Genomic DNA, 22,184 nt, shown 5'->3' with positions numbered 1-22,184 from the left:
GCTTATTCCTGTCGGCTCTCCCTGCCTGCCGGCTGTTCGCCGGAACCGCCGGGCTATCCGAAACTACTGTCAGGCTGCCGCCTCGGCGCGGGCGGCGACGAAGGCACGCACGCAAGCTTCGACGTCGCCCGCTGAATGGGCGGCTGAAAGCTGCACCCGGATCCTTGCGGCACCGCGCGGAACCACGGGGAAGCTGAAGGCGGTGACGAAGACGCCGTGCTGCAGCATCCGGTCGGCCACCTTGGCGGCCATCACGGCGTCACCGAACATCACCGGGACAATGGCGTGCTCACCGGGGAGCAGTTCGAACCCCTCCTCGGTCATGCGGCGGCGGAACAGCTCGGCGTTTTCGAACAGCCGGCGTCGCAGGTCACCGGATTTCTCCACCAGGTCCAGCGCCTTGAGGGTGGCGGCCACGATAGCGGGAGCGAGGGAGTTGGAGAACAGGTAGGGCCGCGCCTTCTGGCGGAGCATGGCGACGATCTCCCTGCGGCCGGACACGTAACCGCCGGAGGCTCCGCCCAGCGCCTTGCCAAAGGTACCCGTGTAGATGTCCACGCGGTCACTGACACCGGCGTGTTCCGGGGTACCGGCACCGGTGGCACCCATGAAACCCACGGCGTGGGAGTCGTCCACCATCACCAGTGCGCCGTACTTGTCGGCGAGGTCGCAGATTTCCTTGAGCGGAGCCAGGTATCCGTCCATGGAGAACACCCCGTCGGTGACAATGATCTTCCGCCGGGCGTCCTGTGCCTCCTGCAGGCGGGCCTCAAGCTCGGCCATGTCCCGGTTGGCGTACCGGTAGCGCTTGGCCTTGCACAGGCGGATTCCGTCGATGATGGATGCGTGGTTCAGGGCATCGGAGATCACGGCGTCCTCGGCCCCAAAGAGGGACTCGAACACCCCGCCGTTGGCGTCAAAGCAGCTGGAGAACAGGATGGTGTCCTCGGTACCCAGGAACTTGGAGACCCTGGCTTCCAGCTCCAGGTGCAGGTCCTGGGTGCCGCAAATAAAACGGACGCTGGCCATGCCGAAGCCGCGCTCGTCCATGGCGGCCTTTGCGGCACTTATGATGTCCGGGTGGTCCGCCAGGCCCAGGTAGTTGTTGGCGCAGAAGTTCAGCACGTCGGCGCCCGGGCCGCCGATCTGCCCGGCGGTGATGTGGCTGGACTGCGGCGAGCTGATGCTGCGTTCGGTCTTGTAGAGCCCGGCTGTGCGGATTTCTTCCAGCTCGTCGTGGAGCTGGTCCTTCATGGAGGTGTACATGGGGTTCCTTACCGTCGGGTCTTAGAGTCGGGTCCAGTCGAGGACAACTTTGCCGCCCACGCCGCTGCGGGCAATCTCAAAGCCCTTCTCCCAGTCCGTTGCGGGCAGCGTGTCCGTGACCACGGCGGAAATCCCGGCGTGGAGGACCGGATTGGAAGAGAGCATGGCGCTCATGGCGTACCAGGTTTCGTACATCTCGCGGCCATAGATGCCCTTGAGCGTGAGCATGTGGGTGACCACCTTGCCCCAGTCGATGGTGATCTCCTGGCTGGGCAGTCCCAGCATGGCGATCCGGCCGCCGTGATTCATGTTGTCGATCATCTCAGGCAGCGCGGAGGGATGGCCGGACATTTCCATTCCGACGTCGAAGCCTTCACGCATGCCCAGCTCACGTTGGGCGTCGCGCACCCGAGTAGTGGAGACGTCGATGGCAAGGTCCGCGCCGAGCTGCCGGGCCAGGTCCAGCCGCGGGCGGGAGATGTCCGTGACGGCGATCTTGCGTGCGCCTGCGTGGCGGGCGACAGCGATGGCCATGAGTCCGATGGGACCGGCGCCGGTGATCAGCACGTCCTCGCCCACCAGGGGGAAGCTCAGCGCGGTGTGGGTGGCGTTGCCGAACGGGTCGAAGATCGCGCCAAGCTCCGGCGTGACTGAGGGGTCGTGGTGGACCCAGGCGTTGGTTTCGGGGATCACCACGTACTCGGCAAAGGCACCGTCACGCTGGACACCCACGCTGACAGTGTGGATGCACATCTGGCGGCGTCCTGCCCGGCAGTTACGGCAGATACCGCACACCACATGGCCTTCGCCCGAGACCCGGTCACCTACCTTGACCTCGCGGACGTCCTCGCCCACCTCCACCACTTCGCCATAGAACTCATGCCCGGCGATAAGGGGAGCCTCAATGATCCCCTGCGCCCAGGAATCCCAGGACTGGATGTGCAGGTCGGTGCCGCAGATGCCCGTGGTCATGACCCGGATTTTCACGTCCGCCGGACCGGCCCCGGGTTCGGGCCGGTCTACGAGCTCGAAACCGGCGTGCGGGCCGGCCTTGTACAGGGCCTTCATTGGCGTCCTTACTGATTGGGGTTCACGTTTGCGGGGTATGTCATCCCCATTGAAGCCCTGCTGAAGCGTTAGCACAACAGGATTTTTCTCAATCAACGATGTAGCAGTAGCTAATGAATAGACTGGAGCCATGGAGGTTCATCAGCTCGAAATCCTGCGGGAACTGGGTGCCCTGGGCAGCGTGAAAGCGGTGGCCGATACGCTCATGGTGACCCCGTCGGCAGTGTCGCAGCAACTGGCCCATCTGCAGCGCAGCGTGGAGGTGCCGCTGACGCGCAAGGAGGGCCGGAACCTGGTGCTCACGGAGGCCGGCCAGGTCCTAGCCGACGCGGGTGCCGCCGTCGTCAGCGCCATGGCCGAGGCCCGCGGTGCGCTGGGAACGTATCATGGATCTCCCGCCGGCCGGGTGACGGTCAGCGGGTTCCACAGCGCGGGACAGGCCCTGTTCGCGCCGCTGGCCAGGATGCTGGACCGGCCCGAGCATCCGCGGATCGAGCTGTCTGACGAGGATGTTGCCCAGCAGGACTTTCCCGCCCTCACTGCCCGCTATGACCTGGTGCTGGCGCACCGCATGGACCACAGTCCGCGGTGGCCGGCGGAACGGGTTGCCGTCATCCCGCTGGCGCACGAGCCCCTGGACGTGGCACTGCCGGTCAACCACCCCCTGGCACGGAAGGATGCGGTGACGGCGGACGACGTCGGCGCCGAGCCCTGGGTGACCAGCCACCCCGGTTACTCCCCCGCCGATGTCCTTGCCGCCGTCGCAGCCGTTTCCAGCAGGGAGCCGAACATCGTCCACCGTATCAACGACTACTCCACCGTGGCGGCGCTTGTGGCCACCGGTGGCGTGGTGGGGCTGCTGCCCAGGTACACGGCGGGTCCGGTCCTCAATCCCGACATCGTGCTGCGCCCGCTGGAGGGGATCAGCACTCGGCGCAGGATCGACCTGCTGGCCCGGCCGGAGAACCTGAAGCGGCGGTCCGTGGTGATGGTTTGCGAGGCGCTGGAGGACATCATGGCGGGCCTGGTGCGCCAGGGCTGAACAGCCCTATGCGAAAGGGGGTTCCGCCCCGGAAGGCGGGCATGCCCGGAATCTGCCGGAGTTACGCTCCCTGGTCATCATTGCCGTTGCCCCGGCCCATTCCTTTGCCATGCCCAAGTCCGGGTGAATGTTCCAGTCCAGGTGCGTGTCCCAAACCGCGTCCCAGCCCAAGGCCGGGCTTGTCGCCGGCGCCCTTCACGATCCGCCTGGCCGTGGCTGTGTCTCCGTCCTTGACGCCTGCAATGCGAACCGTGTCCCCTGCCGCGATGTCCGCGATGGTTCCGTCCGTCGGCTTGAGCCGCTTGCCGTCGTCGGACTTTCCTCCGGGGCTGGGGGTTGCGCCTTGATTCGGCGTTGCTCCAGGGCTGGGCGTTGCGCCACGGCTGGGCGTTGCACCGGGATTGGCGGCCGGAGGAATCCTGGTGATCTTCGTGTCGTCGTTGACGGTGTAGGCCTGGGTGAAGCCGTCCTCGCTTTTGACGGTGATGGCCGAGTCGCTGACGGACTCGACGGTCCCCCGCTGTTCCAGGATGGTCTGGAAGGAGCCGTCCGAGTTCTTGACTACCTCCTCGCCATGGAGGGGCTGGGAACGCTGGACTTTGCCCGGCTTATTCTGCCCGGGCGCCTCGCCTGAATTTCCGGGCGCCGACTGCGACGGCGAGGGCGACGGTGTGGGCGTGCCGGTGGCAGACCAGGCAAGGGCAGCCCCCGTCCCGGTCAGCGCCAGGGCCACCGCCCCGGCAAGCGCCGCCTTGCGCACCCTCATTGGTTCCCGGACCACCATGATTGTTCCTCCCGCACGCTCGCGCCGCAGCTCAAAGCCGGGGGCATCAGCGCCCCGTGGCCTCCAGTGTAAGTGCGGCGGTGCACGCTCAACCACGGGTACTTTCAGCGGCAGGCATCTGAGTACTTAAAGCGCAACTGGGTCGCAGTTGTTGTCGTTATGAGGGCTCAAAACGACAACAACTGCGACCCAGTCGGGTGGACCTGCTAGACGGTGACGCCCAGCTTCTCCAGGATCAGTTCACGGACGCGGGCTGCGTCGGCCTGGCCGCGGGTGGCCTTCATGACCCCGCCCACGATCGCACCGATGGCCTGCACCTTGCCGCCGCGGATCTTCTCCGCGACGTCGGGCTGCGCGGCGAGTGCGGCGTCGATGGCTTCCAGGAGGGGGCCGTCGTCGGACACCACGGCGAGGCCGCGCTTTTCGACGATCTCTTCCGGGGTACCTTCACCGGCGAGCACGCCGTCCAGCACCTGGGAGGCCATCTTGTTGTTGATCTTGCCGGCCTCCACCATCCGGCTCAGCTCCACGACGGTGGCGGGGCTGACGCCCAGCTGGCCAGGGTCAACATCGGCGGCCTTGGCGCGGCCCACGATCTCGCCCATCCACCACTTGCGCGCCACGGATGCGGAGGCGCCGGCGGCAATGGTCTCCTCGATCTCGTCCAGGACGCCGGCGTTAACCACGTCGCGGAACTCCAGGTCCGAGTAGCCCCAGTCGGCCTTGAGCCGCTTGCGGCGCTCGGCGGGCGGCTCGGGCAGGGTTGCACGCAGTTCCTCCACCCATTCCCGGGAGGCGACCACGGGAACCAGGTCCGGTTCCGGGAAGTAGCGGTAGTCGTCGGCGTCGGACTTGGGCCGGCCGGAGGTGGTGGTCCGGGTGTCCTCGTGCCAGTGGCGGGTTTCCTGGACAACGGGGTTGCCGGAGTCCAGGACGGCGGCGTGCCGCTGGATTTCGTAGCGGACAGCGTGCTCGACGGCACGCAGCGAGTTCACGTTCTTGGTTTCGGACCGGATGCCGAACCGTTCGCGGCCGTGCGGGCGCAGCGAGACGTTGGCGTCGCAGCGGACGTTGCCACGTTCCATCTTGGCATCGGAGACGCCCAGGTTCTTCACGATCTCGCGGACAGCGGCCACGTACGCCTTGGCCAGCTCCGGTGCGCGGGACCCGGCGCCCTCGATGGGCTTGGTGACGATTTCCACCAGCGGAACACCGGCACGGTTGTAGTCCACCAGGGAGAAGTCGGCGCCGTGGATGCGGCCGGTCGCACCGCCCATGTGGGTCAGCTTGCCGGCGTCCTCCTCCATGTGCGCGCGCTCGATCTCCACGCGGAACACGGTGCCGTCCTCAAGCTCGATATCCAGGTAGCCGTCGTACGCGATGGGCTCGTCGTACTGGGAGGTCTGGAAGTTCTTGGGAGTGTCCGGGTAGAAGTACTGCTTCCGGGCGAAGCGGCAGGATTCGGCGATCTTGCAGTTCAGCGCCAGGCCGATCTTGATGGATGACTCGATCGCGGTCCGGTTCACCACGGGCAGGACGCCGGGCATGCCGAGGTCCACCTCATTGACGTTGGTGTTGGGCTCGTCGCCGAAGACGTTCGGGGCAGAAGAGAACATCTTGGTCTTGGTGTTCAGCTCCACGTGGACCTCGAACCCCAGGACGGGATCGTACTTCTCCATGGCCTCTTCGAAGCTCAGGATGTCGTCAGTGCTCATTATTTTGCCTCCTGGGTTTCGAGGGTTCCGGCAGCGGCGAGGTCGGGAGCCTGCGCCAGCAGCGGGCCGCCCCACTTGGCTTCGAGCAGCGATTCCAGGACCGCGCCCACCCGGTACAGGCGGGCGTCTTCGCGGGCCGGGGCCAGCAGCTGGATGCCAACGGGCAGCCCGTCTTCGTCGGCCAGGCCGCCGGGCAGCGACAGGCCGGGGACGCCGGCAAGGTTGGCGGGGATGGTTGCGACGTCGTTGAGGTACATGGCCAGCGGATCGTCCAGTTTTTCGCCGAGCGGGAACGCCGTGGTGGGGGCGGTGGGCGAGATCAGCACGTCGGCCTTTTCAAAGGCGGCCTCGAAGTCCCGCTGCACCAGCGTGCGGACCTTCTGGGCAGAGCCGTAGTAGGCATCGTAGTAGCCGGCGGACAGGGCGTAGGTGCCCAGGATGATGCGGCGCTTGACCTCGTCGCCGAAGCCGGCGGCGCGGGTGGCACCCATGACGCGTTCGATGGTCATGGGGCCCTCTTCGGGGAGGACGCGCAGGCCGTACCGGACGCCGTCGAACTTGGCCAGGTTGGAGGAGGCCTCGGACGGCATGATCAGGTAGTAGGCGCCCAGGGCGTACTGGAAGTTGGGGCAGGAGACCTCCACGATCTCCGCGCCGGCCTCCTTGAGCAGCTCCAGGGCGTCGTTGAAGCGGTTTTCGACGCCGGCCTGGTAGCCCTCGCCGTGCAGTTCCTTGATGATGCCGATCCGCAGGCCCTCCACGTTGCCGGTCTTCGCGGCGGCAACGAGGTCTGCGAGGGGTTCGGGCAGCGAGGTGGAGTCGCGGGGATCGTGCCCGCCGATGACCTGGTGCAGGAGCGCGGAGTCCAGGACGGTGCGGGTGACGGGGCCAATCTGGTCCAGGGAGGATGCCATGGCGATGGCGCCGTAGCGGGAAACGCTGCCGTAGGTGGGCTTCACACCAACGGTTCCGGTGACGGCGCCGGGCTGGCGGATGGAGCCGCCGGTGTCCGTGCCCAGGGCCAAGGGTGCCTCGAAAGCGGCGACGGCGGCAGCGGAGCCACCGCCGGAGCCGCCGGGGATCCGGTCCAGGTCCCAGGGGTTGCGGGTTGGGCCGTAGGCGGAGTGCTCGGTGGAGGAGCCCATGGCGAACTCGTCCAGGTTGGTCTTGCCCAGGATGGGCATCTTGGCGGCACGCAGGCGCTCGACGACGGTGGCATCGTACGGGCTGTGCCAACCTTCGAGGATCTTCGAGCCCGCCGTGGTGGGCTGGCCGATGGTGACAATCAGGTCCTTCACGGCGATGGGAACGCCGGCCAGGTAGTGCAGGGCCTCGGCTTCGGCACCGCCGGCGGCGCGGATGGCGTCCACCTCTGCGGCGACGGCGAGCGCTTCCTCGGCGTTGACGTGCAGGAAGGCGTTGACCTGGCCGTCGACGGCGGCGATGCGGTCCAGGTAGGCCTGAGTGGCTTCGACGGCGGTGACTTCGCCGGCGTGGAGTTTCTCGGCAAGCTGCGCGGCGGAAAGCCGGATCAGGATGTCGCCGCTGGTGGTCTTGTCAGTCATGTCTATGCCTCATCCAGGATGGCCGGGACCTTGAAACGGTTGTCATCGGAGTCCGGGGCGCCGGAGAGAGCCTGTTCCGCCGTGAAGGTGTGGCCCACGACGTCGTCGCGGAACACGTTGGTGAGCGGGATGGGGTGCGAGGTGGCCGGGACGTCGTCCCCCGCGGCCTCGCTGACGGACTTGACCGAATCCACGATGACGGCGAGCTCGCCGGCCATCCTGTCCAGCTCTTCGGCACTCATCTCGATGTGAGCGAGCCGCGCGAGATGCGCGACGTCGTCACGGTTGATCGCAGCCATGGATCTCCCCTGCAAAGTTCGAATTGTTTTCCGATCCAGTCTAGTGCGGAAACGCAGATGCCCGTCTGACATCCCCCAGCGGGCGTCAGACGGGCACCTTCGATACCCGGCCTGCCTCGGGGACAGGAGCACGGGCAGCTATAGACTAGCCGATTCCAATGGCTCCGGTAAGCATCCCGACGCCGAGCATCACCAGGGAGATGACGGCGGTGCGCCAGAGGACCTTCTTGTGGTGGTCGCCCAGGTCCACCTTGGCCAGCGAGACCAGCAGCAGGATGGCCGGAACCAGGGGGCTCTGCAGGTGGAAGGGCTGGCCCGTGATGGAGGCGCGGGCCATGTCGGCGGCGCCGACCCCGTAGTGGGCTGCGGTTTCGCTCAGGACCGGCAGGACGCCGAAGTAGAACGCGTCATTGCTCATGAAGAACGTCATGGGGATGCTGAGCACACCGGTGATGACCGCCATGAACGGGCCCATGGAGGTGGGAATGATCTGGACCAGCCACGCAGACATGGCTTCCACCATGCCGGTGCCCTTGAGGACGCCGGTGAGGACGGCGGCGGCCATGACCATGCTGACCACGGCGACGATGGACGGTGCGTGCGCAATCAGCTGGGCGCCCTGGTCCTTGACCTTGGGGAAGTTAACCAGCAGGGCGATTGCGGCGCCCACCATGAACACGAACGGCAGCGGAATGACGTTGGCGACAAGCACCACCATGACGGCGACGGTCAGGGCCAGGTTGAACCAGAACAGCTTGGGGCGCAGGGTGCTGCGGTTGGGGTCGAGCGCGGTGTCCGCCATGGCGGTGTCGTGCTCGTCCACCAGGGTCTCGGTGCGGTCCAGGACTGCCACCGAACCACCGGCGGGGGCTGCTCCGCCGGGGGTGCCGCCCTTGCGGCCACGGCCGGTACCGGAAGCGCCGGTTCCGGAGGCACCTGCGGAGGTGCCGCCGTCGAACTCTTCTGCAGTGTCCGGCACGCCCCAGATCTCGGGGGCGGTGGCGCGGAGGCGGTTGCGTTCCTGCAGGCCCAGCAGCCAGGAGAAGGCGAAAACGACGACCAGGCCGGCGACGAGGGACGGGATCATGGGGACGAAGACGTCGTTGACGTCGATCTTCAGGGCGGTGGCGGCACGGGCCGTGGGGCCGCCCCAGGGCAGGATGTTCATGGTGCCGTTGGCCAGGCCGGCCACGCAGGTGAGGACCACGGGGCTCATCTTGAGGCGCAGGTAGACCGGCAGCATGGCTGCGGTGGTGAGGATGAAGGTGGTGGACCCGTCACCGTCCAGGGACACGGCAGCGGCCAGGATGGCGGTGCCCAGGACAACCTTGGCGGGGTCGTTGCCCAGTTTGCGGAGGATGAACTTCACCAGCGGGTCAAAGAGCCCGACGTCGATCATCAGGCCGAAGTAGATGATGGCGAACATCAGCAGGGCCGCGGTGGAGGTCATGGACTTCATGGAGTCCATCACCATGTCGCCGATGCCCAGGCCGGCGCCGGCGAACAGGCCAAAAACAGTAGGGACGATGATCAACGCCAGCACTGGCGTCAACTTCTTCGTCATGATCAGCACCATGAAAACCGCGATCATGGCGAATCCAAGTATTACCAGCACAGCCGGCTCCTTCTTGTGAACAGCACCACAGCGTTGTGATGCGTGCTACAGACTGTAGGGTGGCGGCCGTCACGGCAGCGCCTTTGGCTCAATTGATTGGCATACTGCTTATTGGGAGCATTTTGCTCATTGTGCTCACCGCGCTTTCGCACTGATAACCACCACCGCCAGACCCGTCAAGGAGGATGAATGCAGCGATCCACGTCCCGGCAGCCGCTGCGGTTTTCCACCCAGACGCTGCTGCTCCAGCTGGCCGTGGTGCTGCTGGTGGTGCTGCTGAGCACTGCCGTTCACGCCTGGCTGACCTACGACCGGGTGGGCAGCGACGCGGAGAACCAGGCATTGACGCTGGCCCGGACGGTGGCCTCCGATCCGGAGGTCCGCGCCGACGTACTCGCCATCAGCGACAAGCCCGGCACTCCCCCGCCGGCCGAGCTCCTGGCCGGTCCGCTGCAGGCGTCGGCGGAGGCGGCGCGCACCCGGACCGGGGCGCTGTTCGTGGTGATCACCGACGAAACGGGCATCCGGCTGGCCCATCCGGATCCGCAACGGCTTGGCGAAAAGGTGAGCACCGATCCTTCCGAGGCATTGTCCGGGCAGGAGATCACCACCCGGAACACCGGAACGCTGGGACCTTCCGCCGGGGCGAAGGTTCCCGTGTATGCGCCGGGCACCAGCACGGTGGTGGGCGAGGTGAGCGTGGGCTACTCCATGGAAACCGTGGCCCAGAGTGTGGCGCGCGACATCGGTCCCGTTGCCCTGACGGCCGCGGGTGCCCTGCTCGCCGGGATCCTGGGGTCATTCCTGCTGCGCCGCCGCCTGCAGCGCCTCACCCTGGGGTTGGAACCGGAGGAGATCAGCACGCTGGTCCACGACCAGGTGGCGGTGCTGCAGGGCGTTGACGACGGCGTCATCGGCGTCAGTGCCGACGGGCGGGTCAGCGTCTTCAACGCCGCGGCGCAGCGGCTGCTTGATTTGCCGGACTTGTCCGGATCCCGCTGGGAGGACGCGCCGGTCCCCGAACAGCTGAAGTCCCTGACCCGGCCGGCGTCTGCAACTGCCGGTCCTGGCGTTTCCACCAGCGCGGTTTCAACACCTGACGCCCTCGAGCTCGTGGCCGGCGGCCGGGTGCTGGTGGTGAATGCGCGCAAGGCCCTGCACCGCCGGGAGGACCTTGGCTGGGTGGTCATGCTGCGCGACCGCACGGAACTGCAGGAGCTGACGCGGCAACTCGACGCCGTCGGCACCATGTCCACCGCGCTGCGCGCCCAGCGGCACGAGTTCGCCAACCAGCTGCACACCCTTGCCGGCTTCCTGGGCATCGGACAGCACCAGGAAGCGCGCGACTACCTTGCAGGGCTTGCAGCCACCGGCCCGCTGAAGTTCCCGGTGGACCAGGCCGAGCTGCTCCAGGACCCGTACCTGCAGGCGTTCGTGGGTGCCAAGGGCGTGGAAGCGGACGAACGCGGGGTTGCGCTGCGCATCGGCCCTGAGACCCTGGTCCGCGGGCAGGTGACCGAAGCCCAGGATGTGACCACCGTGCTGGGCAACCTGATCGACAACGCAGTCAACGCCGCCGTGGCGGGGTCCTCAAGGGACCGCTGGGTTGAGCTGGAGGTGCTGGATGAGCCGGGCGACGACGGCGGCACCCTGCACATGGTGGTGGCGGACTCGGGTGACGGGTTGGCAGAGGGCACCGACACGGAAAGCGTGTTTGCCGAAGGTTTTACAACGGCCTCCGGGCCGGTGCGTGCCGGCGGCGGGCAGGGCTTTGGGCTGGCGCTGGCGCGCCAGTTGGCGCGCCGCCGGGGCGGCGACGTGAAGGTGCTGGAACGCGGGGGCAGGGGTGGGCCCGGCGCCGTGTTCATGGCGACCCTTCCGCACACGACGGCGGGAAGCCCCACATTAAAGACCACGGGGGAAGCCGGAAAGGAAAAGAATGGCTGACGATTTTCGGGTCCTGATCGTGGACGACGACTTCCACGTGGCCAAGCTGCACGCCGCCTATGTGGATTCTGTGGCAGGCTTCCTTGCCCTGGCGCCCGTTGGCACGGCGTCGCTGGCACTGCAAGCCATACACAGCCTGCGGCCGGACCTGGTGCTCCTGGATGTGTACCTTCCGGACGCCTCCGGCCTGGACCTTCTCCAGCAGTTGGATGTGGACACGATCATTCTCAGCGCCGCCTCCGATCCGGCGTCGGTCCGGGTGGCGTTCCGCCGTGGGGCCCTGGGGTACCTGCTCAAGCCCTTCACGTCGGAGTCGCTGTCGCAGCAGCTGCGCTCTTACGCCCGTTACCGGCGCCTCCTGGGCCAGCCCGGGGCATTGGACCAGGAGGCGGTGGAACGCGCGAAACGGTCGCTGATTCCGGGAGACGTCACGCCGTCGTCGAAACCCCGCTCCGCAACGGAGGCCGCGGTGCTGGAATCACTGGCCCCGGGCGAGCAGTACTCTGCCGCCGAGGTGGCCTCCCGGGTGGGCGTCTCGCGCGCCACCGCCCAGCGCTACCTGTCGTCCCTGGCCGACGACGGCGCGGTGGACATCCAGCTCCGCTACGGCACCACCGGCAGGCCGGAGCACCGCTACGGCCTGCCGGGAAGGTAGGGCAGGAAAACTACGCGCTCTTCTGGGCGACCAGTTCGATCTCGACAAGCATCTTCGGGTCCAGGAACGGGAGCACGTGGACCAGGGAGAGGGTAGGACGGATCCCGCCAAACACTTCGCCGTGGGCCCGGCCGGCCTCTTCCCACTTGCTGATGTCCGTCAGGTACAGCTTGGACTGCACCACGTCCTCGTAGGCGAAGCCGGCGTCGGCCAGGACCTTGCCGAGTTTCTGCAGGATGTACTGGGTCTGGGTGTAGAAGTCATCCCCCACCACGCCGTCCTCGCCGCTGGCAGCGGTGGGCTGAGATGTAGAGGGTGTTGTCCACCTGGACGGCACGGGAGTAACCGAGGGTCTGTTCCCAGACGGATCCGCTGCCGAAGGTTTTGCGCATGGTGGGCCTTTCAAAGCTGGAATGGGTCGCCACCACTGTAGGGCTGCTACAGGTCGCGCCGATAAACCAGCAGTTTTGTGTCGGTGCCGGGAACGAACCAGTCCCGCTCGGGCACGCGCTGGAACCCGGTCTTGCGGTACAGGCCGTGGGCGCTTTCCCAGGCCTGGCCGGTGGTGAGGGACACTCCCTTGATGCCGGGAAGGGTTTTCGCATAGCTGAGGATGGCATCCACCATGGCCTTGCCGGCACCGCTGCGCTGCACGGCCGGGTCCACCACCAGCATGCGGAATTCCAGCTCGTCCTGCTGGGCGATGTCCGCGTACGGTTCCCCGGCCAGCGCCAGGGTGACCGAACCGATGACGGTTCCTTCCCGTTCTGCCACCCAGATGGTGGCCTGCTCGGCGCGGGCCGCAACGTCCATGATCTTGACCATGTACGGGTGGGCGGCGTCGTCGAAGTAGCCGGCGGACAGGTAGGAGTCGCCGGTGATGCGGGCAACGGCGTCGAAATCGGCCTTGACGGCGGGACGGATGGTCAACTGGTTGTGCACCCGTCAATGGTAGTAGCCCGCGCGCCTCCCCTCCGGCGGAAACGCGCTTTCCGTGATCGAACTATCAGTAGGTGCGCGAAGCTCAGAGCGGGAACTTGCCGGACAGTTCCAGGCTGGCGGCGCAGGTCCAGGCGTCCAGGCGCTCGTCGTCGGTGGGGCCGCCGTCGAGGGGGCTGGTGAGGCGTGGCCTGCGCACCCAGCAGCCGGCTTCCTCCGCGATCAGGGCGCCGGCCGAGAAGTCGTGCTCGTTCAGCCCCCGCTCGCCGTAGGCGTCATGGGTTCCATCCGCCACCATGCACAGGTCCAGGGCGGCGGACCCAAGGCGGCGGACATCGGCAAAGCCGTCCATCAGGGTACCGAAGGCCGCAGCCTGTTGGACGCGGATTTCCGGCTCATAGCTGAACCCGGTGGCCAGGATCTGCCCGGCGCGCCCCGGAACCGGTCCGTCGAGCCTGGTGACGGTGCCCCGCTCCTCCAGCCACGCACCGTGGCCGCGGGCAGCGTAGTACACCCGGCCCAGGGCAGGGGCGTTGACGACGCCGGCCTGCCAAACGCCATCAGCATCGGCAACTGCCACTGAGGTGGCGTAGTAGACGATGTTGCGGATGAAGTTGGTGGTGCCGTCCAGGGGGTCGATGGACCAGCGGTAGCCGCTGGGGTGGGCAGCGCGGGTGGTTCCCTGTTCCTCACCCGTGACGCTGTCGCCTGGACGGGCAGCGGAAATGACATCCCGCACGGCACTCTCGGCAGCGACGTCGTAGGCGGTCACCCAGTCCCCCGCCGCTCCCTTGTTGCTCGCGTCCAGGGCGTTGCCATTCCGGCCGGACAGGACCTTCGCGCCTGCCGCGGCGGCCTCTTTGGCCACCTCCAGGAGCTCCGAAGCGGACGTCATGCGTTCTCCTCGACAGTGTTCTCCCCGACAGTGTTTTCCTCGACAGTGTCCTCCCCCGCAGTGGCCGGCACGGTCGCCTCTTCGTTGCCGCCGTCACCCAACGCTGCCGGGCCGCCGTCGAGCAATTGCCGGAACCCGTCCTCGTCGAGCACGCGGATTCCCAGCTGTTCTGCCTTGTCCAGCTTGGTGCCGGCGCTTTCGCCGGCCACGACGTAGCTGGTGTTCTTGGAAACGGAGCCCGCGGCCTTACCGCCCCGGAGCAGGATGGCTTCCTTGGCCTCGTCGCGGCTGAAGTTGGGCAGGGAGCCGGTGACCACCACGGTGAGCCCTTCGAGGGTGCGTGGCATGGACTCGTCCTGCTCGTCCTCCATGCGCACCCCAGCGGCGGCCCAACGGTCGATGATCTCCACGTGCCAGTCCTCGGCGAACCATTCCTTCAGGGCGGCGGCGATGGTGGGCCCCACCCCGTCCACGTGGGCCAGTTCCTCCTGGGAGGCTGCGCGGATGCGGTCCATGGAGCCGAACGCCTGTGCCAGGGCCCGGGATGCGCGGGGACCAACGTGCCGGATGGACAAGGCAACCAGGACGCGCCACAGGGGCTGCGTCTTGGCCTTTTCGAGTTCCTTGAAGAGCTTCTGCGTAGTGGCCGTGGGCTTGGACGGCGACTTGGCGGTGCCCTTGCTGAAGAAGTAGGGCACCAGCTCGTACTCGCCCGTAGGGACTCCCTTGGCCTTTTTCTCGCGCCGGATCCTGACGTCGGCCAGGTCCTCGGGGGTGAGGTCGAAGAGCCGTGCTTCGGAGGTCAGCGGCGGCACCTCGGGTTCGGTGGGCTGGGTCAGTGCGATGGCCGCTTCCCAACCCAGGGCCTCGATATCGAAGGCACCCCGGCCGGCTACATGGAACACCCGCTCGCGCAGCTGTGACGGGCAGGACCTGGCGTTGGGGCAGCGGACATCCACGTCCCCTTCCTTGGCCGGGGCCAGCGGTGTTCCGCAGGAGGGGCATTCGGTAGGCATGACAAAGTCGCGTACGGGCGGGTCCTGCTGGTCACGGAGGTTCAGGACCGGGCCCACGATCTCCGGAATGACGTCGCCCGCCTTCCGCAGGATGACGATGTCGCCGATCTTGACGCCCTTGGCTTTGACCACGTCCTGGTTGTGCAGGGTGGCCATCTCCACGGTGGAACCGGCAACCTTGACCGGCTCCATGACGCCGTAGGGGGTGACGCGTCCGGTTCGGCCCACGTTGACCTGGATGTCCAGCAGCTTGGTGTGGACTTCCTCCGGCGGGTACTTGTAGGCCACGGCCCAGCGGGGAACGCGGGTGGTGTTGCCCAGGGCCCGCTGGGTGACGAAGTCATCCACCTTGATCACGATGCCGTCGATCTCATGGAGCAGCTTGTGGCGCTGGTCGCCGTACCGCTTGATGAAGCCCAGGACATCGTCGCGGGTTTCCAGTACCTCGAAATACGGGCTGACAGGCAGGCCCCATTCCTTGAGCAGCCCATACGTTTCCGACTGGCTGCCGGCAACAAGCCCCTCCCGGGCGCCGATGCCGTGGACGAACATCTTCAGCGGCCGCTTGGCCGTCTCGGCCGGGTCCTTCTGGCGCAGCGACCCGGCTGCGGCGTTCCGGGGGTTGGCCAGCGGGGCCTTGCCGGCTTCGATCAGTGCTTCGTTGAACTCCGCGAAGGCCTTGGAGGGGATGAAGACTTCACCGCGCACCTCCATCTCGGCCGGGAAGCTGCTGCCGCGCAGTTCCTGCGGGATTTCCTTGATGGTGAGGAGGTTGTGGGTGATGTCCTCACCCGTGGTGCCGTCACCGCGGGTGGCAGCGCGCACCAGCTTGCCGTCCCGGTATAGGAGGTTGACGGCCAGGCCGTCGATCTTGAGTTCGGTCAGCCAGGCTGCCGTGGCGCCGCCGTCACCGATTTTTTCGATGCTGGCCTCGGCCCGGTTGAGCCAGGCTTCAAGCTCTTCCAGCGAGAAGACGTCCTCCAGGCTGTACATTCGCTGCAGGTGTTCCACCGGCGCGAACGCTGCGGAGACCTCGCCGCCCACTTCCTGGGTAGGTGAATCGTTGGCCACCAGTTCCGGGTGCAGCGCCTCGATCTCCTCGAGCCGGCGGAAAAGGGCGTCGAATTCGGCGTCCGATACCAGCGGCGCGTCCTCCTGGTAGTACGCGAACCGGTACTTCCGCACCAGGTCCGCAAGGTTTTCGTATTCCTCGCGGATGGCCTCGGTGGGGACCGCCTCTGGTTCGTGCGGTGCCGGGGGCCGGGCGTCGGTCTTTTCTGCGGGTCCTGGTCCTGTGCTCACAGACCTATCTTGCCTTACACCTCCGACAGCCACCCGGCAGGCCCGCGCGGCAGGCAGGACGCGTTGCAGCCCGAAAGCGCCGCAGCCAAGCGGTGTTGCGCAGGATCAGCTCAGTGGACCCGGAGCCGGTTGCGGTTCCGGGTCCACCACGCGAAGGCTCCGGCGGACACTGCCAGCAGCACCGTTCCGGCGACGATGGGCAGCAGCGCCGGGCCGTTGGGTCCCTGGCCACCTGCGGGAGCTGCAGCAGCCAACTGGGCAGGCGCGGCGGACCGGGTGACCGGGCTGTTCCAGTCCTGGCCGCTGGAGGGTCCGGTGGGAGGCCGGTAACCTGCGGCGGCCGAGGCAGTGTCAGGGGCAGGCTCAGCCGGGACGGCCGGCGCGGTGGCCGGGATTGCGGCCGGATCAGGTGCCGGGGCATCGGGCTGCGGGGTCGTATCCGCCTGGGGAGGCTGGGGTTGGGCGGGCTGGGCGGGCGGCTCGGCAGGGGGCGCCGGCTGGGCGGGCGGCGGAGCAGGTTCCTTGGACTTCCGCGGCCGTCCATTCTGGCCGGTGTCCGGGCTGCCGGCAAGGATGGGAAGGCAAACCAGCCCGCAGTCCGTGGACTGCGTGCCCGACGCCGGAGTGGGCGAGGGTGCGGTGGTGGCGGCAAGAGCCGGGCCGGTTGGGAAGAAGCCAAAGGCGAGGGCCAGGACGGCTGCGGATGCGGTCGTCGAAACGGCGTGGCGGAACGGTGCGGACGGGGTCATTGCTACCTTTCGATGCGCGCAGCCCCCCACCACGGCTTTCTGGTGTCCCCGGTAGTCTTCTACAGCGCCCTGCGGGGCCGCAAATCCGCAGCTGTGGCGGCCCCGCAGTTATCGGGCCTGTTCAGTCCCGGTTTTCAGGCGGCAGCGCCACCTGGATCTTCCGTGCTTTGCCGCGTCCCACCACGTAGCCGCGGCCGGGGATGAACTCCGGACTGACCCGGCCCAGGGAGGTATTGAGCAGGCTGTCGCCCTCGATGTCCCCAGGGTTGAGCAGCAGTCCGCGCCGGCCGGATTTGAACGGCTGGGCAAGCTGCCAGGCACTGGACCAGGTGGAGGACTCGGACTCGCCCACCACCCACTGGTCCGCCTTCAGCGACGCGGTGACCAGCTGCGCCATGCCCGATTCGGCGATGGTGTCGGTGAACTCGGTCAGGCCTTCGATGAAGAAGGCCACCGTTCCCGGGTTCCCGGTGGAGTGCTCCACCAGGTCCTCCACCACCTCGGCGAGATCGTCCGGGCCCACCACGGAGCGGTTCCAGATCGGAAGGGACGCGACGGCGGACCGGCGGGACCCGAGGTAGATCAGCTCGGTAGCGGGGTTGGACCGGCGCAGCGCGTAGGCCAGGGTGACCAGGGCCACGGTCCGCCCGGCTCCCGGCGGGCCCGCCAGCAGCAGCGGGCCGCGTGCCATGATCTCGGCCGGCTGCAGTGATTCGTCGTCCACGCCGATGACGGGCAGGTCCGGGCTGCCGGCGGGAAGGACGTCCAGGTCCACCTGCTCCGGAAGCCGCTCGATGCCAGGGGCGGTGCCCAGCCCCTGCCGCAGCATCGCTTCGCTGAGCTTGTGGACTTCCCGGGCCTGCAGTGCCAGGTTCGAGTTGCCGCCCAGGACGGCCAGCTGCACTTCGAGTCCGTCCAGGAGTCCGCGGCCCGGAGGCGAGTTTGCGGTCAGGACGTCCCTGGGCACATCCATGGAAATGTAGTCGTCCTCGTTGGACAGGCGCAGGACCAGCCTCCGCTGGATGGAGGCCAGCAGCGACGCGGGCACGGCGTTGGGCCGGTCCCCCGTCACCACCAGGTGGATGCCCAGGGTGCGGCCGTCCGTGGCCAGCTGCAGGAAGATGTCCCAGAGCCCGGAGAGCTTGCTGTGCTCGTAGGCCTCGCGGAAGGCGGACATGCCGTCCACCAGCACGAAGATGCGCTTCTCGTCCGGCCGGTTGGCCAGCTTCCGGTACTCCACGATGGTGGAGGCACGGACCTCGGCGAACTGCGCCGAGCGCAGCTCTGCGATGTCCCGCAGGAGCCGCAGCAGCCGCCCAACGCGTTCCACGTCGTCGCCGTTGATTATCTCGCCCACGTGCGGAAGCTCCTCCAGCATCCGCAGCCCGGCGGAGCCACAGTCGATGCCGTACACGTGCACGGGGCCGCCGCGCGGGGTGACCGCGGCAGCAATGGCAATGCCGCGCAGGGCGGCAGACTTCCCCGAGCCACCGGTACCATAGATGGCCATGTTGCCGTCCCTGTCCGGTTCGTAGAACACAGTGGGCTGGTCCTGGTGGACGGGATCATCGGCCACACCGAGCAGGAGCTGTTCGTCGGTGCGGGGGTTGGGGAGCTTGGAAAAGTCGTAGGTCTTGGCCAGTTCGTCCAGCCACGGCTTGCGGGGCGGCTGGATGGCAAGGCGGTCCGCGGCGTGCACGATGGTGGAGGTCATCCTGGCGATGTCGTTGGGGCCGGCCGGTTCCTGGGCCACGGGCTTGTCCGGTGCGGGCGCTTCCCAGCTGGGACCGGAGCCGAAGGCCATCTCCACGATGTCGATCTGCGGCCGTTGCGGCTTGTCCGTGGTCCAGCCGCCGGCATAGCCGGTCTGGAACCCCTGGATGCGGCCCGGCCCGGTCTTGGCGGCGCCGCGCCCCGGAATGGCGGGGTCGAAGTAGGCCGCGTCCGGGACGCCGAGGATGTCGGTGGCGTCGTCCTCGTCCGCCATGCGCAAGGCAACGCGGAGGTTGGTGTTGGCGCGCAGGTTGTCCTTGATGACGCCGGCCGGCCGCTGGGTGGCAAGGATCAGGTGCAGGCCCAGGGATCGGCCGCGGGCGGCCACGTCCACCACGCCGTCCACGAACTCGGGAACGTCGTTGGCCAGGGCCGCGAACTCGTCCACGATGATGATCAGGTACGGCGGAGCCTCGGGGTCGGCCTCCCGTTGCAGGGCCAGCAGGTCCTTGGCCTTCTTCCGGTTCAGCAGCTGCTCACGGTAGTGCAGCTCGGCGCGCAGCGAGGTGAGGGCCCGGCGCACCAGGTGCGGGGACAGGTCCGTCACCAGCCCAACGGTGTGCGGAAGGTTGATGCAGTCCGCAAATGCGGCGCCGCCCTTGTAGTCCACGAACAGGAAGCTGACCCGGTCCGGGCTGTAGGCCGCGGCCATGCCCATCACCCAGGACTGCAGGAACTCGGACTTGCCGGCGCCGGTGGTACCGCCCACCAGCGCGTGCGGGCCCTCGTTCTTGAGGTCCAGGTAGAGCGGTTCAATGCCTTTTGACCCCACCAGGGCCCGGAGTGTGCCGTTGTCCTTGCGGTTGGCCACTGACGTAGCGTGCACGGAATTGTTCTCCGTCCAACGCTCCGCCACGGCCTCCGGGTTGTCCAGGAAGTCCTTGCCAATCAGGGTGGCGTAGGAGACGGCCCTGGGCAGGTCGGAGTCGTCGTTGACGGGCTTGCCCACGTCCACCACGGGGGCCAGCATCCGGGCGAGCTGGGCGGCGAGTTCGGCGTCCACGCTTTCGCAGCTGACCGGGTAGGTGTGCCGGCCGAGGCGGACCTGGCCGGTGGTGGTGCCGTGGTCCCCGTCCACCACCATGAAGTCGCGGCAGGCTGCAGGGAGCGCCTGGATGTCGGTGGCCACCCACAGGACGTGGATGCCTGTATCGGGACCCCGTTCCGCCAGCCGGGTGAGGCGGCCGCGGTCCACGGGGGCGTCGTCTTCCACGATGACCAAGACGGACGGCAGGACGGGTTCCTCGAGCTCATGCTTGACGGGGTCGATGCCGGGGCGCAGGTCCGGGGCGGTCCGCTTGGCTGCTGCCTCGCGGGCGTCCACCAGGTCCTCGAGGCGGGCCAGCAGTGACGAACCGCCGGCCGAACCGGCAGCAAGGTGGTCCCCGCCCAAGGGGCTGTGGCCCGAGCCCACGTGCGGCAGCCACTGCAGCCAGTTCCAGCGCTCCCGGGACTGGGCGGACGTAATGGCTGTCAGGACCACCTCGGCGGGTGAATGCAGCCCCACCAGCTGCAGCACCATGCCGCGGGCAACGTCGTCCACCAGGCCTCGGGCGCCGGCGATGCCGAGGGCGCCCGAGGTGCGCAGCTGGGAGACCACGGGAACGCCTTCGATCTCGCTGAACTGCTTGATGCAGTCCTGGATTTCACGGGCGTACTGGACCTCGGTGTCGTTGTTGGAGGGTTCTTCCAGCGGGATGCGGGAGGGCGCGGTCCCCAGCCCAAAGCGCAGGCCAAGGAAGGAGGAGTGCTCCGGCCGGTGCGTCCACAGCAGCGGCCCAAGCTTGTAGATGGCGTCCACGGTGTCGCTGACGGACGGCGCCTCCTGCAGCCGGACTGCCCGTTCCACCTGCTGCAGCTCGGTGAGGTCCTGCCGGAAGGCGGCCATGGAGGCCCGGAACTGCTTGAGCTGCTCCTTCTGCTGCTTCCGGGTCCGCATCTTCGTATCAACGTAGTGGCCCACGATGAACAGGGGCATCATCAGCATGAACACCATGGACAGCACGTTCTGCGTAACCGCGAAAATGACGGCGCCCATCATCAACGGCGCCACCAGCATGATGTACGGGAATGGCTGGTCCTCAGGCCGCTTGGGCCCGGAGGGAAGGACGCGCTTGGGTACCTCGAAGCGGGGCACCACGCGCGGGGAGCGGTTGAAGTCCACCAGGGGCGACGTCGGTGCTGCCGCATGGTTGTGTCCCAACGGCACCACGGTGACGGTGGTGTCCCCCAGGGTCACGGTGTCTGAAGAGTTGAGGGTGGCGCGGGTGACGGGCAGGCCGTCCATGAGGAGGCCGTTGGCGGAGTTGGTGTCCACGATTTCGATGCTCTCGCCCACCGTGATCCGGGCGTGCCGCTTGGAGGTGAGCGGGTCCGTCAATCGAATATCCACGTCCCGGTCCCGGCCGATGTAGCTGGTGCCGGTGGGCAGCGAAAATTCGCGGCCGACGTCGGGCCCGGACAGCACCCGCAGCGTGGCCGCTGCCGGCCCCCGGTTCGCCCCGGGTTCGTTGAACTGTTCGCTCACCTGGGCCAGGGAAACCACGGAGCCGGGGCGCAGGCCCGATTCGAGGAGGTTGTCCTGGCGGGCCAGGATGTTGCCGCTGATACCGGCGCCCACGAAAGCCTCGTCGATCCGCAGGGACAGGTTGTCCGGCGCAGGCGTGCCCTTGCGGTCCGGGTCCGCGGCCCACAGCACGGTGGCGATATCGGCCACGGTGGCCATGCCGTCCACCGTGACGGCCAGGTCCTTGGCGTCGGCGGGTTCACGGCGGAGTGTCAGCCGGATCCTCATCCTTCGTCCACGCCCCTCATCTTTTCCAGCAGGTACAGGTCATCGGGTGTCACCAGGTGGGTGGTGACGGCGTGTTCCACCAGGCGGGCCCGGCGGTTGGTGGCCAGCTTGCCGCCGCCGCCGCGCAGCCCCACCACGCCCACGCGGTCCAGCTTGTCGCAGACGTTGTCGAGCTTGCGGTTGAAGCGGGTCAGCGCCCAACCCAGTGTCTTGGCCGCGGCCGCGGAGGACGGGATGGTGCTGAAACCGGTCCCTTCGCGCCGAAGCACCGGCTCGGCGAGCGCCACGATCAGCGCCTTCTGGGCATCCGTGAAGACCACCGGGCCGATGGTGGTGTCCCCGCTGCTGGCGCCTTCTGGGGCTTCCTGCCGGAAGGAGGGCGTCTTCAGGTGCACGGCGAACTCGTACGTGGTGGGTCCGGCCGTGAAGATCACGTTCGTGTGGCTGAAGACCAACGGAATCCGGGCACCGGGCGACAACCAGGCCTGCATGCCGCCGGACGCGTCGGCAACGGTGGCGGAGAGCATGCTGCCCACGTTGCTAAGCCACCAGATTCCGTCGTACCTGGCCACCTGCAGGAACTGCCGGTGCAGGTAAGGGTTGTCGTCCACTTCGAGGTCGCCCTCGCGGCCGATATTGAAGATGTCCTGGTCCGATGGCTCATACCATTCGCCACAAAAATCTATTGCTAGATCCCCCATGATCCGCGCCTCCTCAAGGCAGAACTGTTCCGGTAGCCGGAGTACTGGTGGTGTGCTGT

General features: G+C 67.5%; 16 protein-coding genes and 1 pseudogene. 3 read left to right on the top strand and 14 right to left on the bottom strand.

Annotated elements, in window-relative coordinates; all coding sequences use genetic code 11:
- Positions 1-69 precede the first annotated feature (69 nt).
- Positions 70-1,266 (bottom strand): glycine C-acetyltransferase, encoded by a 1,197-nt coding sequence (locus ACFO0G_RS07135; protein ID WP_376976902.1) that lies wholly within the window; start codon positions 1,264-1,266, stop codon positions 70-72.
- A 21-nt stretch (positions 1,267-1,287) separates the two neighbouring features.
- A complete protein-coding gene (gene tdh / locus ACFO0G_RS07130) occupies positions 1,288-2,334 on the bottom strand; it encodes an L-threonine 3-dehydrogenase (protein ID WP_376976901.1) in 1,047 nt (348 codons plus the stop codon).
- Between the two features lie 130 nt (positions 2,335-2,464).
- Here tdh and ACFO0G_RS07125 point away from each other — a divergent pair, with 130 nt between their 5' ends.
- Positions 2,465-3,376 carry a LysR family transcriptional regulator gene (locus ACFO0G_RS07125; RefSeq protein WP_286402992.1) on the top strand — a complete coding sequence of 304 codons (912 nt, stop codon included), beginning with the start codon at positions 2,465-2,467 and terminating at the stop codon, positions 3,374-3,376.
- A 61-nt stretch (positions 3,377-3,437) separates the two neighbouring features.
- Here ACFO0G_RS07125 and ACFO0G_RS07120 read toward each other — a convergent pair whose 3' ends face one another.
- The 5 genes from ACFO0G_RS07120 to ACFO0G_RS07100 all read right to left on the bottom strand — a co-directional run bounded on the left by ACFO0G_RS07120 (position 3,438) and on the right by ACFO0G_RS07100 (position 9,354).
- Positions 3,438-4,160, bottom strand: a complete 723-nt coding sequence (locus ACFO0G_RS07120) for a hypothetical protein (RefSeq protein ID WP_376976900.1) — start codon at positions 4,158-4,160, stop codon at positions 3,438-3,440.
- A 206-nt stretch (positions 4,161-4,366) separates the two neighbouring features.
- Positions 4,367-5,875: an Asp-tRNA(Asn)/Glu-tRNA(Gln) amidotransferase subunit GatB gene (gatB, locus tag ACFO0G_RS07115; protein WP_376976899.1), complete on the bottom strand. Its 1,509-nt coding sequence runs from the start codon at positions 5,873-5,875 to the stop codon at positions 4,367-4,369.
- The gene (gene gatA, locus ACFO0G_RS07110) at positions 5,875-7,440 is read right to left on the bottom strand and encodes an Asp-tRNA(Asn)/Glu-tRNA(Gln) amidotransferase subunit GatA (RefSeq protein WP_376976898.1); all 1,566 of its coding nucleotides are present in this window, start codon (positions 7,438-7,440) and stop codon (positions 5,875-5,877) included. Before gatA ends, gatB begins: the two co-directional genes overlap by 1 nt.
- A 2-nt stretch (positions 7,441-7,442) precedes the next feature.
- Entirely contained in the window at positions 7,443-7,739 is a 297-nt protein-coding gene (gatC, locus tag ACFO0G_RS07105; RefSeq protein ID WP_018763018.1) for an Asp-tRNA(Asn)/Glu-tRNA(Gln) amidotransferase subunit GatC, read from the bottom strand.
- Positions 7,740-7,884: 145 nt separating this feature from the next.
- Positions 7,885-9,354, bottom strand: a complete 1,470-nt coding sequence (locus ACFO0G_RS07100) for a CitMHS family transporter (RefSeq protein WP_376976897.1) — start codon at positions 9,352-9,354, stop codon at positions 7,885-7,887.
- Between the two features lie 189 nt (positions 9,355-9,543).
- Here ACFO0G_RS07100 and ACFO0G_RS07095 point away from each other — a divergent pair, with 189 nt between their 5' ends.
- Positions 9,544-11,301, top strand: a complete 1,758-nt coding sequence (locus ACFO0G_RS07095) for a sensor histidine kinase (protein ID WP_376976896.1) — start codon at positions 9,544-9,546, stop codon at positions 11,299-11,301.
- On the top strand, positions 11,294-11,956 hold the full coding sequence (locus ACFO0G_RS07090) for a response regulator (RefSeq protein WP_286402981.1): 663 nt from the start codon (positions 11,294-11,296) through the stop codon (positions 11,954-11,956). Before ACFO0G_RS07095 ends, ACFO0G_RS07090 begins: the two co-directional genes overlap by 8 nt.
- A 10-nt stretch (positions 11,957-11,966) precedes the next feature.
- Here ACFO0G_RS07090 and ACFO0G_RS07085 read toward each other — a convergent pair.
- The 7 genes and pseudogenes from ACFO0G_RS07085 to ACFO0G_RS07055 form a co-directional block, all read right to left on the bottom strand.
- Positions 11,967-12,348, bottom strand: a pseudogene (locus ACFO0G_RS07085) (RidA family protein).
- 46 nt (positions 12,349-12,394) lie between these two features.
- Positions 12,395-12,898 carry a GNAT family N-acetyltransferase gene (locus ACFO0G_RS07080; RefSeq protein WP_376976895.1) on the bottom strand — a complete coding sequence of 168 codons (504 nt, stop codon included), beginning with the start codon at positions 12,896-12,898 and terminating at the stop codon, positions 12,395-12,397.
- 82 nt (positions 12,899-12,980) lie between these two features.
- Positions 12,981-13,790: an inositol monophosphatase family protein gene (locus tag ACFO0G_RS07075; RefSeq protein WP_286402976.1), complete on the bottom strand. Its 810-nt coding sequence runs from the start codon at positions 13,788-13,790 to the stop codon at positions 12,981-12,983.
- A complete protein-coding gene (ligA, locus tag ACFO0G_RS07070) occupies positions 13,787-16,108 on the bottom strand; it encodes an NAD-dependent DNA ligase LigA (protein ID WP_376976894.1) in 2,322 nt (773 codons plus the stop codon). The genes ACFO0G_RS07075 and ligA overlap by 4 nt, the downstream gene beginning before the upstream one ends.
- 110 nt (positions 16,109-16,218) lie before the next feature.
- Positions 16,219-16,857: a hypothetical protein gene (locus ACFO0G_RS07065; protein ID WP_376976893.1), complete on the bottom strand. Its 639-nt coding sequence runs from the start codon at positions 16,855-16,857 to the stop codon at positions 16,219-16,221.
- 121 nt (positions 16,858-16,978) lie between these two features.
- Complete coding sequence (locus ACFO0G_RS07060; protein ID WP_376976892.1) at positions 16,979-21,424, bottom strand: FtsK/SpoIIIE domain-containing protein; 4,446 nt, start codon at positions 21,422-21,424, stop codon at positions 16,979-16,981.
- Positions 21,421-22,125, bottom strand: coding sequence for a hypothetical protein (locus tag ACFO0G_RS07055; protein ID WP_286402969.1), 705 nt, complete (start codon positions 22,123-22,125; stop codon positions 21,421-21,423). The genes ACFO0G_RS07060 and ACFO0G_RS07055 overlap by 4 nt, the downstream gene beginning before the upstream one ends.
- Between the last annotated feature and the right edge of the window lie 59 nt (positions 22,126-22,184).

The organism is Arthrobacter sedimenti (assembly GCF_042652025.1).
Classification (GTDB): domain Bacteria; phylum Actinomycetota; class Actinomycetes; order Actinomycetales; family Micrococcaceae; genus Arthrobacter; species Arthrobacter sedimenti.
This window is presented reverse-complemented; position numbering and strand designations above follow the sequence as displayed.

Bases quoted from the DNA above. Each gene is read 5' to 3' on its own strand.
- ACFO0G_RS07055 (WP_286402969.1), bottom strand. From the start codon at position 22,125: ATGGGGGATCTAGCAATAGATTTTTGTGGCGAATGGTATGAGCCATCG.
- ACFO0G_RS07065 (WP_376976893.1), bottom strand. From the start codon at position 16,857: ATGACCCCGTCCGCACCGTTCCGCCACGCCGTTTCGACGACCGCATCC.
- gatC (WP_018763018.1), bottom strand. From the start codon at position 7,739: ATGGCTGCGATCAACCGTGACGACGTCGCGCATCTCGCGCGGCTCGCT.
- ACFO0G_RS07135 (WP_376976902.1), bottom strand. From the start codon at position 1,266: ATGTACACCTCCATGAAGGACCAGCTCCACGACGAGCTGGAAGAAATC.
- ACFO0G_RS07075 (WP_286402976.1), bottom strand. From the start codon at position 13,790: ATGACGTCCGCTTCGGAGCTCCTGGAGGTGGCCAAAGAGGCCGCCGCG.
- ACFO0G_RS07125 (WP_286402992.1), top strand. From the start codon at position 2,465: ATGGAGGTTCATCAGCTCGAAATCCTGCGGGAACTGGGTGCCCTGGGC.
- ACFO0G_RS07090 (WP_286402981.1), top strand. From the start codon at position 11,294: ATGGCTGACGATTTTCGGGTCCTGATCGTGGACGACGACTTCCACGTG.
- gatA (WP_376976898.1), bottom strand. From the start codon at position 7,440: ATGACTGACAAGACCACCAGCGGCGACATCCTGATCCGGCTTTCCGCC.
- ACFO0G_RS07095 (WP_376976896.1), top strand. From the start codon at position 9,544: ATGCAGCGATCCACGTCCCGGCAGCCGCTGCGGTTTTCCACCCAGACG.
- tdh (WP_376976901.1), bottom strand. From the start codon at position 2,334: ATGAAGGCCCTGTACAAGGCCGGCCCGCACGCCGGTTTCGAGCTCGTA.
- ACFO0G_RS07060 (WP_376976892.1), bottom strand. From the start codon at position 21,424: ATGAGGATCCGGCTGACACTCCGCCGTGAACCCGCCGACGCCAAGGAC.
- ACFO0G_RS07120 (WP_376976900.1), bottom strand. From the start codon at position 4,160: ATGGTGGTCCGGGAACCAATGAGGGTGCGCAAGGCGGCGCTTGCCGGG.
- gatB (WP_376976899.1), bottom strand. From the start codon at position 5,875: ATGAGCACTGACGACATCCTGAGCTTCGAAGAGGCCATGGAGAAGTAC.